Annotated in this window: 12 protein-coding genes; 5 read left to right on the forward strand and 7 right to left on the reverse strand. The window is 37.1% G+C overall.

The genetic code is table 11. The features are described from left to right. On the reverse strand, positions 1-1,422 hold a 1,422-nt coding region (locus tag P9B04_RS04855), incomplete at its 3' end, for a cytochrome P450 (protein ID WP_342053872.1). A gap of 305 nt (positions 1,423-1,727) precedes the next feature. Continuing rightward, positions 1,728-1,988, reverse strand: coding sequence for a TIGR02450 family Trp-rich protein (locus P9B04_RS04860; RefSeq protein WP_342053873.1), 261 nt, complete (start codon positions 1,986-1,988; stop codon positions 1,728-1,730). 52 nt (positions 1,989-2,040) lie between these two features. On the opposite strand from P9B04_RS04860, the gene P9B04_RS04865 reads away from it, so the two are divergent. The 3 genes from P9B04_RS04865 (at position 2,041) to P9B04_RS04875 (ending at position 5,536) form a co-directional block, all read left to right on the forward strand. After that, on the forward strand, positions 2,041-3,198 hold the full coding sequence (locus P9B04_RS04865) for a Na/Pi symporter (RefSeq protein WP_342053874.1): 1,158 nt from the start codon (positions 2,041-2,043) through the stop codon (positions 3,196-3,198). Between the two features lie 114 nt (positions 3,199-3,312). After that, positions 3,313-4,800, forward strand: coding sequence for an LCP family protein (locus P9B04_RS04870; protein ID WP_342053875.1), 1,488 nt, complete (start codon positions 3,313-3,315; stop codon positions 4,798-4,800). A 217-nt stretch (positions 4,801-5,017) separates the two neighbouring features. Continuing rightward, positions 5,018-5,536, forward strand: a complete 519-nt coding sequence (locus P9B04_RS04875; protein ID WP_342053883.1) for a pentapeptide repeat-containing protein — start codon at positions 5,018-5,020, stop codon at positions 5,534-5,536. Here the strand turns inward: P9B04_RS04875 and P9B04_RS04880 are convergent. From P9B04_RS04880 to P9B04_RS04890, 3 genes are read right to left on the reverse strand one after another with little or no spacing between them, the layout of a single operon-like run. Then, positions 5,452-6,402: a GNAT family N-acetyltransferase gene (locus tag P9B04_RS04880; RefSeq protein ID WP_342053876.1), complete on the reverse strand. Its 951-nt coding sequence runs from the start codon at positions 6,400-6,402 to the stop codon at positions 5,452-5,454. The two genes, P9B04_RS04875 and P9B04_RS04880, sit on opposite strands and share 85 nt — an antisense overlap. A gap of 39 nt (positions 6,403-6,441) precedes the next feature. Further along, the gene (locus P9B04_RS04885; RefSeq protein WP_342053877.1) at positions 6,442-7,578 is read right to left on the reverse strand and encodes a class I SAM-dependent methyltransferase; all 1,137 of its coding nucleotides are present in this window, start codon (positions 7,576-7,578) and stop codon (positions 6,442-6,444) included. Positions 7,579-7,616: 38 nt separating this feature from the next. Then, complete coding sequence (locus tag P9B04_RS04890; RefSeq protein ID WP_342053878.1) at positions 7,617-8,453, reverse strand: SDR family NAD(P)-dependent oxidoreductase; 837 nt, start codon at positions 8,451-8,453, stop codon at positions 7,617-7,619. An 82-nt stretch (positions 8,454-8,535) separates the two neighbouring features. On the opposite strand from P9B04_RS04890, the gene P9B04_RS04895 reads away from it, so the two are divergent. Next, positions 8,536-9,321 carry a DUF3598 family protein gene (locus tag P9B04_RS04895; protein ID WP_342053879.1) on the forward strand — a complete coding sequence of 262 codons (786 nt, stop codon included), beginning with the start codon at positions 8,536-8,538 and terminating at the stop codon, positions 9,319-9,321. Between the two features lie 10 nt (positions 9,322-9,331). Here P9B04_RS04895 and P9B04_RS04900 read toward each other — a convergent pair whose 3' ends face one another. Further along, positions 9,332-10,246 (reverse strand): SDR family oxidoreductase, encoded by a 915-nt coding sequence (locus P9B04_RS04900; protein ID WP_342053880.1) that lies wholly within the window; start codon positions 10,244-10,246, stop codon positions 9,332-9,334. A 439-nt stretch (positions 10,247-10,685) separates the two neighbouring features. Between P9B04_RS04900 and fba the strand changes: the two genes are divergently transcribed. Next, positions 10,686-11,765, forward strand: a complete 1,080-nt coding sequence (gene fba / locus P9B04_RS04905) for a class II fructose-bisphosphate aldolase (RefSeq protein ID WP_342053881.1) — start codon at positions 10,686-10,688, stop codon at positions 11,763-11,765. Positions 11,766-11,902: 137 nt separating this feature from the next. On the opposite strand, the gene P9B04_RS04910 is transcribed toward fba, so the two are convergent. Then, the coding region (locus P9B04_RS04910; RefSeq protein ID WP_342053882.1) for a PEP-CTERM sorting domain-containing protein at positions 11,903-12,089 on the reverse strand (187 nt) is incomplete at its 5' end.

Here is a 12,089-nt window from a genome sequence, read left to right on the forward strand (position 1 = left end):
CGGTTTGATAAATCCCCCTCGTTTATAGTGCGGGGCTTCTCGGCGGTTAGCTAACGCACGCTGATTTTGTTGATGCTTTCCCTTAACTACCATCTCAACCCCTCCCTTGGGTCCCAATAAGGCACCCTTGCGTTTGGGTAAAATCGGTTGAGAATCAGCCATTTCTAATTGCCAACGGGATAATACAGTGGTTAACACCAGTTTCATCTCAAACAGAGCAAAGGCCATCCCAATACAGCGACGGTTGCCACCTCCAAAGGGTAAATATTCAAAAGGGGTAAATTGACGCTCTAAAAACCGTTCTGGTTTAAATTTGTGGGGTTCAGGATATAAATCTTCTCGATGATGGGTCAAATAAACAGAAGCAGTGACAAGAGTTCCTGGTTCTAAATCATAGTCCATGAGTTGTAAGGGTGACTTGACCAGTCGATTTAAGGTCATCAAAGCAACTGGATAGAGTCGCAAGGTTTCAGAACAAACAGCGTTCAAATAGGGAGCGCGGAAAATGGCATTAGGGTCGGGGTTTTCCCCCAAACTCTCTAATTCTTCCCTAAGTTTTGCTTGTACTTCTGGGACATGATGAATCCAATATAACGCCCAAGCTAAGGAAGTAGCGGTTGTTTCATGACCTGCAACTAATAACGTCATCAACTCATCCCGTAATTCCTCATCTGTCATAGGTTCCCCTGCTTCATCCCTAGCTGCCATCATCAAAGATAAAATATCGGTGCGAGACACATCAGGGTTATCTCTACGTTCTTGGATTTCAGCATATATTAGTTCATTGACTTGTTGTCGCAACCGTAGAAAACTTCCCCAAGGACTCCAGGCCCCTAAATCTTTTCTGAGGATAGGAAATAGTAGAATCATTGCTGACACTAATGGATTTCTAGGGTTCATAATTCTGAGCAGTTTTTCATTAAGTTGCTCATAACGCATCCCTTTTTCTAATCCAAATACTGCTTTCAAAATCACCTTAAAGGAAATAGCTTGCATGGACGGTAGCACAAAAAATGGCTCATTTATTTTCCATTCACCAATCACTTGTTCAGTAATCTTTTGAATTAGTTGACCATAGTTTTCCATTCTTTCCCCATGAAAAGGAGGGGTTAAAAGTTTTCTTTGTCTTTGATGACGTTTCCCTTCTAAAGCTAACATTGATTGCCGCCCCAATAAAGGTAATTGAATTCCAGCCGGTTCCCCTGAGTCTAACTGTTTGGGAGTGCTGCTAAAAATAGTTTTAATTCCATTGGGATTACTAACAAATACTTGGGGTTTAAAGACTGGACCAATTTTCAGGGTAAAAATATCACCATAGCGTTTCCTACAGTCTTCAAGATATTCAAGGGGGTTAGTTAACCATTGATATGTTTGTATCCAGGGATGAGTTTTCGGTCCATCAGGAAGCTTATATTTACTCATTTGTATTAAACTGAAATCTATTCTTTATTATACACAATTCTCTCAAAAAGAAGCTTTTTATCTGTCCTTATTAATTGAATATGAAGTATTTTTTTTGAATTTATAGTAGAAGTAGTTAAACAAATTTCACCAGCAATAACAGAAAAAAGTTTTAAAATGATTTGGAGAATTTAGAGACATTTTAATTCCTGATTATATAGTAATTTATTTAGATAAGTGTGGATAGTCATTGAAAAATTTTTACTGACTTTAAAACAAGAAATTATTGCTATTATGGAAAATGGACAGGATGAAAATAACTTTACCTAAAGAATCTCTAATTCTTCTTCGGGTTGGTTCATTTCTTCTAAAGTTTGCCATCCAGGTTGCCATAAAGAACGATCTTTAAATTGTTTTGCATTGATCCAAAAACGAACATTAGCATCACAGGAAGCTACCATCTCAGCGAAAACAAATTTACCTTGGTTCTTACGGTTGACTACTTGGAAATGTCGCCATCCCCATGTCTTTTGTTTCGCCGTCCATTTTGATCCTAATAAGTGAGGAAATTTTTGCTTTTTGGTCATTTTTTTAGTCCCCTAACACTTACTAATTTAACTAATATTATCCCATTTTACCATGAATCAAACCACCAATGAAAAAATAAGCAAACAAAATAATAAAATCTTTAATTGGTTCGCTGTTATTATCTTAGTTTATTTTCTAATTATTGCTGTTAGTTTAATTAGCGAAGGATTTAAGCTAAGTGTAGGAGAAAAAGCCCAAAATTTATTTACTTTTGCAACTAATCCTTTTGCTGGTTTAATTGTCGGAATCATTGCAACTGCTCTAATCCAATCATCTAGTACAGTTACTTCTATTATAGTTGGATTAGTTGCCGGAGGACTTCCTGTAAGCATTGCTGTTCCTATGATGATGGGTTCAAATCTTGGCACAACTATTACTAATACTATTGTTAGTTTAGGTCATATTGGAAACAAAGAAGAGTTTAAAAAAGCTTTTGCTGCCGCGACCATTCATGATTTTTTTAATCTTCTGGCTGTCCTGATTTTTTTTCCTTTAGAAATTACTACTCATTTTTTAGAAAAAACTGCTCTATTTTTCGCTAACTTTTTAAAAGTAACTCAATATACTGATTTAAGCGGATTTAAGTTTATCGAGTTTATCACTGTTCCCTTTGTTAACTTAATCAAACAAGTAATAGTGCATTTACAACAGCCTTTCAATGGTATTGTTTTGATATTCTTGGGAATTACTATTATTTTAAGTTCTATTTTTTACATTGGAAATATCCTGAAAAGTTTACTAATCAACCAAACACAATCGCTCTTAGAAACCGCTACCGAAAAAAATGCTATTGTAAATATTTTCTTAGGAACAGTAGTAACTATTTTAGTGCAATCTTCTTCTACAACTACTAGTTTAATGGTTCCCTTGGCTGGAATTGGTTTATTGAGTTTGGAAGAAATTTATCCTTTTATATTAGGGGCAAATATTGGCACTTGTATTACAGCATTGTTAGCGGCTACTGTTGCCAAAGAAAATGCAATTGCCGCGTTAGAAATTGCCCTAGTCCATCTTTTATATAATTTCTCTGGAGTTGTGATCATTTATGGGGTTCCTCTGTTAAGAAATATCCCGATTTTGGGTGCTAAGACCTTAGCTTATGTAGCGAGTGAAAAACCTTACATAGCTTTGATTTATTTGATAACAATTTTCTTCTTATTACCCATCATTATTTTAAAGATTAGTTTTCAATTCAGTCCCGTTATTTAAAATAGTCAACCATGATCCATAACTGGTAACTGGTAACTGATAAACAAATAAACAGGGAACATCTTAATGCCAACAAACTTCTAAAAAACGGTAAGGTGGTGTGTTGAGGTAACTATGGCCAATAGTGTCGATAGGATGTCTAATATTTCTCGTTTGAGGCAAAAATCCGCTTCTCGTAAGCATAAATCGCCTAAATCCCGCAGTAGAACGGGGAAAGGAAATAATTCCCAAAAACAACGGAAAAACAAGGGATTAAGTCCCCTGTTTAGGGGCATATTCTGGGGGATGATTTTTGGTTCCACTGGCATCTTTTCCGCGACTTTGGGCGCAACGTTAACCCTGTTTACCCCACTTTCTGATAACATATTGCCTCTAACACAAAAGATAACTAACCCTTGGACAGAAACAACAGAAACCTCTTCAACCGAAACAGATCCCCCCGTTGCTGATAATAGTTTGTTACAGTACGGGTTATCTCGTCCTGTTAACCTTCTGGTATTGGGAGTTGATCGCGACATAAATGCACCCCCAGGGAGTGTAGAAGGTTTTGCCGGTCGTAGCGATACCATTCTACTCCTACGCTTCGATCCCACCAAGAATTCTGTGAAAATGCTCTCAGTCCCTAGAGATAGTCGGGTTCATATTCCAGGGGTAGGATACACTAAAGTCAATGATGCTAATGTTCATGGGGGGCCTGCGTTAGCCGCCAGAGTTCTTAGTAAGACCCTTAATGACGTTCCCATCGATCGCTATGTTCGTGTCACTACGGATGCGTTTACCGATTTGGTTGACTTGGTTGGGGGTGTAGAAGTCTTTGTCCCCCATGCAATGCAATACGAAGACAAGACCCAAAACTTAACAATTGATCTTAAAGCTGGAAGGCAAATACTCAACGGGGAACAAGCTCAACATTTTGCCCGTTTTCGTAAAGACGCTTATGGAGATATTGGTCGAGTTCAAAGACAACAAATATTGCTCAAATCTCTGCGTCAACGTCTCACTAGTCCCACCATCATACCCCGTATTCCCCAAGGGATGGGTTTATTAGAAAAACACGTTGACACTAATCTTACTTGGGAAGAAATGCTGGCCTTGGTTAATTTTGCTCGACAACTGGAGCGAGATCAGGTACAAATGGTGATGTTACCTGGTCGCTTTAGCAGAGAAGAGGAATTTGATAACCGTAGTTATTGGGTAATGTCACAAAGGGGACGAGATCAAGTGATGGAACAATATTTCGGAGTTACCCCTCAATGGCAATCTTCTCCTCGTCGTTCTCCTAACCGTGTTAGAATCGCTCTACAGAATGCTACGGATGATCCTGGTTTGCTCAACCAGATTAGGGAGTATTTATCTGAACAAAATATCCGCAATGTTTACACCATAACTGATGCGCCCCAATTGTTGCGAGAAACAGAAATTGTGGTGCAGAAAGGTGATTTTGAAGCAGCCAACTACTTGCAAACCACTTTAGGAATGGGCAGAGTAGAAGCATCCTCCACAGGAGATTTAGACTCTCAGTTAACCATTCGCATTGGTTTAGATGCTAAAGATTTACTTAGAGAAAATAGTTTTCTGAAAACCCCTGCAGATGAAGATTAAAGCAATGGGAATTATTTCCGAAAATCCCTTCCAGAAAAAAACAAAAGGTTGTAATTTTGGCGCAGAAGAGGTTACAAGTCACTATTGAAAACGAGTTGCAGGAGACTGAAAAAATAACTTGAGAGATGAACGGACAAGTTATTTAAAGATAAATATAGTAAACTATTAATTGACTTAGGTTAAGAAAAAGATGACAACTGGTAACGCAAAAAATAGAATGTTTAAACCACTACAAAGCTTGAGGTTACGATTTTTGACCTTAGTTGGTCTGATTCTACTGGTTAGTTTTTGTATATTACTAGATGCTCCCCCAGTTATTGCTCAAGACAACACAGTAAACTATACCTATGGAGAATTGCAACAGGAAGACTTCTCCCATAGGGACTTAGAAAAGGGCGTATTTGCCGCCGCAGATATGCGAGAAGCTAATTTTGAGGGGTCAGACCTTTCTTATGCCATTTTTACCGAAGCAACACTGTTAAAAGCGAATCTAAAGGGGACTAATTTGACTTCGTCTTTGCTTGATCGCGTGACTTTAGATTTTGCTGATTTAACCAACGCCATTCTCGTAGATGCGATCGCCACTCGTACTCGTTTTTACGATGCTGTTATAACAGGGGCAGACTTTACTGATGCAGCAATCGATCGCTATCAAGTTTCTTTGATGTGCGAAAGAGCAGAAGGGGTTAACCCAGTGACTGGAGTTTCCACAAGAGATAGTTTAGGGTGTCGATAAACAAGAAATTTATATTTATCTTTTAAATCTTCACTAATTGGGGAATCTTTAATAACTCCATAATCTTGTAGTCCAAGCTTGTTTAAAATACGACGTGATCCTAAATTATTAATCTCTGCAAATGCGATTAATTCCTCAATTTGATTATTTGCAACAAACCAAGGAACAACAGAACAAACAGCTTCAGACATAATCCCTTGTCCCCAATTATCTTTAGAAAGTCCATAACTAAGCATCACAGGTTGAGTAATTTTCTCACCAATAAAATTAGTCAAGAAGTCAATTAAACCAGTCCCTAAAATTTGATGAAAACTCATAAAACCAATGGTTTTTTTGCTCTCAATCATTATTATTGCAAAATGATATTTATGCCAAGGAATTTGAGTTTTTTTATGTTTATAAACAGAGTGGATATTAACAATGGGACGATAACGTTCTCCTCTCATCTTCCACACATCCCTATCCCGAAGAAAGTTAATAACTTTTGGTTCATCGGAGGGTAATAAAAGACGAATTTCTAGTCTTTCTGTTGTTATCAAAGGAGTAGAGTCTATAGGAAAATTCAATATGTCTGAAATGGTCAGTGTTTGCTGTTCAGTAATTGTTTTTTCTGACTCTCTAAAAGTCGTTTCTACTATAAAAGTATCGGAGGAACTTAAAGTGATGTTTAGCTCTTCAAGATTAAATTGTGAATCAGCTATTTCTAAACGTCGAGAGCGAATCATCCCCATAAACTTATCAGCTAATAAGGGTAGGCTGAATGGTTCTAGGAAGTCCTCAAGTCCACGAATTAGGGCATGATGGGACTCAAGATGTTGTTCCCAGTTTGATGAATCAATACGGAAAGTAAACTTTTTTTGAATCATAAAAATAGTTTTTATTGTAATATTATATTTTTAAAAAAGTTAGGTTTTTTGTCCACCAATGAGTAACGCACCTTCAAAGAACTCAGAAGAAGGAGTAATTTTTTGTAATAAATCTTTTTTCGTACTTAAACCTGCTTCTTGGATATAAACAGCTAATTTTTCCATGCTGGCGTTACCCACATACCATTCATTGTTGCCATGAATATCTAATTCACGCCATAATTTTTGAAAGATGTTTGTTGGAGCCATATAAGTTCCACCTTCCATGTGGGCCATAATACCCCCAGGAGACAGCAACCGAGAGCATTCTAATATAACTTTGCGTCTGATGCTATTGGGTAACTCATGGAAGACAATGTTACTGACAATCAAGTCAAAACTTCCATCGGGGAAGCTGGTTTGACTAGCATCCATCTGATGATAATGTATGGGTAGGTCTAAGGCTACAGACAGAGCATGGCCACAACGTAGCATACTCGAAGATACATCAATGCCGTATACCTCTGCTTCGGGAAACTCCATGGCCATAAATATGGTTGAACCACCAGCAGAACAACCTATGTCCAAAATGCGTTGAGGCCTAAAATCAGGGATTTGTTCGCATACATAGCTCACCATACGGCTCAACCTTCCACTTCCTAGGCTATAACTACGAACAGTAGGGGATGATTGACCCATAATGCTTGTCCCTATATCCCAGACACAACCTAAAAATTGTTCTTCCCAGTCGTTAGTAGCAACATAAGGACACCAATGAAAATTAGGACGACTAACATAAGTGGGTATTTTTAGTTCAGGGTCAAGGTTAAGCAACTCCCGAGAAGTATTTTCCCAGTCCTTAATGCGTTGTTGATAGTCTAAGTCAGCACTAATATCTGCACGAGCTGCGTTAAAAACAAAACCAGCAGGACCCGTTCTCATCTGTTGAAATTTTGTGACTAAATCATTAGCTAATAAGTGCTGACGAATTTCGCTGTAGGTAGGTTTTCCCTCTGTTGCAGTCCATTTCTCAACTTCTGCTTTAACTAGTTCAGCAACCTCATAAAAGACGGATTTTGAGGCTTGAAATTTTTCTATCCACTTTTGACACAGTTCTTGTCCTTCCTTAGAAATTTTCGGGTATAGAGCCTCTAGATTAACCTTTTTAACTTCTGTTTTCATAGTTTTTTGATTCATAATCTTATTAAGTAATTACAAAATTTAAACGTCTCAATTTACTGTAAATGTAAACCTCCATCAATGGGTAAAGCAACTCCAGTAATAAAAGCCGCTTTGGGAGAACATAAAAATGCTACAACTTGACCAATTTCTTCAGGTGAACACCAACGTTGCATGGGTGTATTTTTAATTCTTTGCTTGATTATGTCGCTATCGACTCCACCAACTTTCTCTGTTACATAATTCCACGCTTCTGTTTTGGTAAACCCAGGAATTACAACATTAACTGTAATCTGTCTGGGGGCTAATATTTTTGCATAATATCTGGTTAAAAATTCTACTACTGTTTTACCAGTTCCCGGTAAAATATAAGATAGCTTTGGAGTTTGGGTAACATTGCACCCGGGGGAAGAAGTAGCCACAATATAGCCGTTACCATCTTGCATATAACTAACCGCTTTTTCTACACAGCGAATAAAACATTTAGGGTAAACATTTTGATAGTATTCGTATTGCGCCAAACTGCTAAAATTTCCATCAGCCGATAATATTTTCTGTTGGTCAACTGCTGCTTCTGCTTGTTCTGATGTCGGGGTTGTGGTAAGACCTAAATACAATCCTGCATTATGAATTAATGCTGTTAGTTTACTGGCAAAATTTCTTTCTAAACAGTCAAAAAATTGATTGATAGTTTCTTCTTCAGCGATATCTCCCTTGATGGTAAATACTTTAATTTTATATTTATTTTCTAAGGTTCTCTTAGCTTCCATAGCGGCTGTTTCATTGCTGTTAAAGCCAATAATAAGATTATATCCGTCTGCAGCCAGTTGTTGAGAAATACCGAATCCAATTCCCCTGGTTCCTCCGGTGATAATTGCTACTTTTTGTGTCATAACTGTGAACTTTGTCCCCATATAAGATTAATTCTATTATAGAGAGATTATTATTGTTTTTCACTCTCAATCTTAAAACGTTATGGATCTTAAAGTACAAAACTGGAAAAATTTTACCGATCAACATTTGTTTGATTGGTATGGTGTTTGGACAAGATATACTCCAACGGGAGATGTACAAGAGTCTTTTCGTAGTCTCAGACGTTTTCAAGGAAATGCTGAACAAACAGAAATTCATCAGTTAAATCGATACATTTACGCTGAAGATAATTGTCAAGAAAAGACTTGGAATTATAGTCTATCTGAACATAGTTTAGCTGATGGGATGTTTCATCCTCAAAGTGAGTTAATGCGAGGTTATTTTTTCCCTTCTGGTCATGCAACTTGGACAGTTACACAATTACTTCCAGGAGAATTTTTTGCAGTTGAGTTATTCTTTAGAAATCAACATATAAGACATAGTGTTGGTATAGTTTACGATGACCAAGGAAACTTAATGAGGGTAGCTAACATCAGGGAAGATTCGACGGGTTATCCTTCATCTTTTTGGTCTACGGAAATAGAACAATTATCCTCTAGCAATTTACCCAATAATTTGCAAGGAGTGTCTATGCTAATAAATTCAGATTTAGAAATTTCTGACCCTGTTACTACTCAATTTACTTGGAATATCAAAGGACATAAAATTTTCTATCTACCCGATGGTGTTTCTATTAGTTGTCCAGAAAATATCACTCAGGGGACTTCTTTTTCTTGTGTAGCTAATTGGCTAATTAATGACATGGAAATGCAACAATTAATAGCTAGTTATTCTACTTCTGGAAAATTTGAATCCTTAACCCTGGAAAGATACGATTTAAAACAATAAAAATTCATTACTAAACTAGGATGTCAGCATAAATAAACTGATATCCTTCTCCTTTAATTTTACTGTTATCAACCCTCGCATTTAGGGAACTGAATGATGGTTTACTAGGGTCCCAAGAAACTCGTTCTAATTGTTGGCGATCGCAGATTAAATCACAGAATTCTTTACTGGTTAATTTCAGATCGTTCACCAAATTATAAACTCCATCGCATCCTTTTTGATGAACAAATTCAATTGCCTTAACAATGTCATCTAAATGTATCCAAGCAACGTAACTTTCTCCATTTCCTGGTAAAGTTTTTCCGGACATTCTTCCTATTCTTTTATGTAGCTCTCTTTTCGGTCCATAAATACCCCCTAGACGTAACACACAAACCTGAACATCTTCTCGGTTTAAACCTAGAACAATATTTTCTGCTTCCACTAAAATTTTGCCATACTTGCTATCAACATCTAACGAAGAAGTTTCATCGGCCAATTGTCCGTTTTTATCTCCATAAACCGAACCACTGCTAAGATAAATTACCTGTTTAACTGTTGAATTATTATTTAATACAGCCACCAAATTTTTTGCTGTTGATATGTAAGTCTCAGCATAAACCTCTGCACTAACTTGGCGATCGCTAATAGGTGCAATACTGACCAAAATTGTTTCTTGATCTTTGATAAATGATTCTACGTCCTCTAAGTTATTTCCATTCATAACAACAGGGTTATGAGTAATATTTTCTAACTCAGAAATTTTCTCTTTCCTAGTGGTACTTCCCGTTACAAAATAATCTTTAGTATACCAATAACTGGCTAAAGCTTTGCCAACGTAACCACAGCCAATAATGGCTACTTTTTTTTGTTTTTTCTGCTCTTCAATAGCACTAAAAGATGTGCCACTATTGTAATTAAGGTTTTGGCTATTTGTTGCTTGCATTATGAGAATTTTTTAACGTCTTTTTAAATATAACAAGATTTTTTTACTTAGCAAAGCCAGAGATCATTAGCTTTTAGTATTACTGAAGATATGGACAAAAACCATGATATTTTAATTAACACAGTTACGGAACTTTATCATCAAAGATATAGTCACTCGGTCTTTTAATCGAGTAATAATTTGATGGGTTCAAAAATACAGAAGATGATTGTCATTATCTTTTAGTTATCTAAAACTGTACAGGTGGTCAAAAACATTCCATACTCATGGAGTCTCAAAATCAAAATTAGGTTGACAAATTAAGAAAAGTATGCGGTATAAAAAATAAAAAAAGAATTAGTCAAATAGTGAAATCTATCTTAAGATTAACGAATAAGAGAAATATTTTTCTTAATGACTTGCTTACAAAACATCTAAAAAAGAGATTAGGAGGACATTTATGGCACTTGTACCTATGAGACTGCTTCTCGACCACGCAGCCGAGAATGGTTATGGTATCCCTGCATTTAACGTTAACAACCTAGAACAGATCCTAGCAATTATGCAGGCTGCAGACGAAACAGATAGCCCTGTAATTTTACAAGCTTCTCGTGGTGCGCGTAAATATGCTGGGGAGAACTTCTTGCGTCACCTTATTTTAGGTGCAGTAGAAAGCTATCCTCATATTCCCATTGCCATGCACCAAGACCACGGTAACAGTCCTGCAACTTGCTACAGTGCTATCCGCAATGGTTTCACCAGTGTGATGATGGATGGCTCTTTGGAAGAAGATGCAAAGACCCCTGCCAGCTTTGAATATAACGTTAACGTTACTGCCGAAGTTGTTAAAGTAGCTCATGCTGTTGGTGCTAGTGTTGAAGGTGAATTAGGTTGTTTAGGGTCTTTGGAAACTGGTAAAGGAGACAAAGAAGATGGCCACGGGTTTGAAGGAACCCTCAGCAAAGACCAACTTCTCACCGATCCTGATGAAGCAGTCGAATTTGTAGAACGTACTCAGGTTGACGCTTTAGCCATCGCTATTGGTACCAGTCACGGTGCTTATAAGTTTACCCGTAAACCTACAGGTGAAATCCTTGCTATTAGTCGTATTGAGGAAATTCATAGCCGTCTTCCCAATACTCACTTAGTAATGCACGGTTCTTCTTCTGTACCCCAAGAATGGTTAGATATGATCAACGAATACGGTGGTCAAATTCCTGAAACCTATGGTGTACCTGTTGAAGAGATTCAAAAAGGTATCAAGAGTGGAGTTCGTAAGGTTAATATTGACACTGATAACCGTTTAGCCATCACTGCAGCTATTCGTGAGGCGGCGATGAAAGATCCTGCTAACTTTGACCCTCGCCACTTCATGAAACCTTCTATGAAGTACATGAAACAAGTTTGTTCTGATCGTTATCAGCAATTCTGGACTGCTGGAAATGCTAGTAAGATTAAGCAAGAGAGTCTTGATGCTTACGCTGCTAAGTATGCTAAAGGTGAATTAAGCGCAGGAACCAAGAAAACTGTTGCTGTATAAACGTCTGATTTGATCATCTTTAATAACTAAAAAACTGGGTGGTTGTTATTCACCCAGTTTTTTTAGTTTCAATAAATTTTGATTTTTACTTTTACATACAACTTAATAAATATAGAGGATTCTAAAGGAGAGTAGGATTAATCATCTTTTTTAGACTTAATAAAGCTTTTTCCTTTTCCTAGACTTGTTGCTGCTAATGCTCCAACTGCCAATAAACCAACTAAAGAACTGGACTCAGGTACTTTATGTGCTTCTAAACCGCTTAACCGAAAAGAGGTTTTTCTAGAAGACAAAAACCTGTACAATACTAGACATACCTGTACA

The sequence above is a fragment of the Crocosphaera sp. Alani8 genome (assembly GCF_038442745.1).
Taxonomy (GTDB): Bacteria; Cyanobacteriota; Cyanobacteriia; order Cyanobacteriales; family Microcystaceae; genus Crocosphaera.

Bases quoted from the DNA above. Each gene is read 5' to 3' on its own strand.
- P9B04_RS04870 (WP_342053875.1), top strand. From the start codon at position 3,313: ATGGCCAATAGTGTCGATAGGATGTCTAATATTTCTCGTTTGAGGCAA.
- fba (WP_342053881.1), top strand. From the start codon at position 10,686: ATGGCACTTGTACCTATGAGACTGCTTCTCGACCACGCAGCCGAGAAT.
- P9B04_RS04865 (WP_342053874.1), top strand. From the start codon at position 2,041: ATGAATCAAACCACCAATGAAAAAATAAGCAAACAAAATAATAAAATC.
- P9B04_RS04895 (WP_342053879.1), top strand. From the start codon at position 8,536: ATGGATCTTAAAGTACAAAACTGGAAAAATTTTACCGATCAACATTTG.
- P9B04_RS04900 (WP_342053880.1), bottom strand. From the start codon at position 10,246: ATGCAAGCAACAAATAGCCAAAACCTTAATTACAATAGTGGCACATCT.
- P9B04_RS04880 (WP_342053876.1), bottom strand. From the start codon at position 6,402: ATGATTCAAAAAAAGTTTACTTTCCGTATTGATTCATCAAACTGGGAA.
- P9B04_RS04885 (WP_342053877.1), bottom strand. From the start codon at position 7,578: ATGAATCAAAAAACTATGAAAACAGAAGTTAAAAAGGTTAATCTAGAG.
- P9B04_RS04860 (WP_342053873.1), bottom strand. From the start codon at position 1,988: ATGACCAAAAAGCAAAAATTTCCTCACTTATTAGGATCAAAATGGACG.
- P9B04_RS04875 (WP_342053883.1), top strand. From the start codon at position 5,018: ATGTTTAAACCACTACAAAGCTTGAGGTTACGATTTTTGACCTTAGTT.
- P9B04_RS04890 (WP_342053878.1), bottom strand. From the start codon at position 8,453: ATGACACAAAAAGTAGCAATTATCACCGGAGGAACCAGGGGAATTGGA.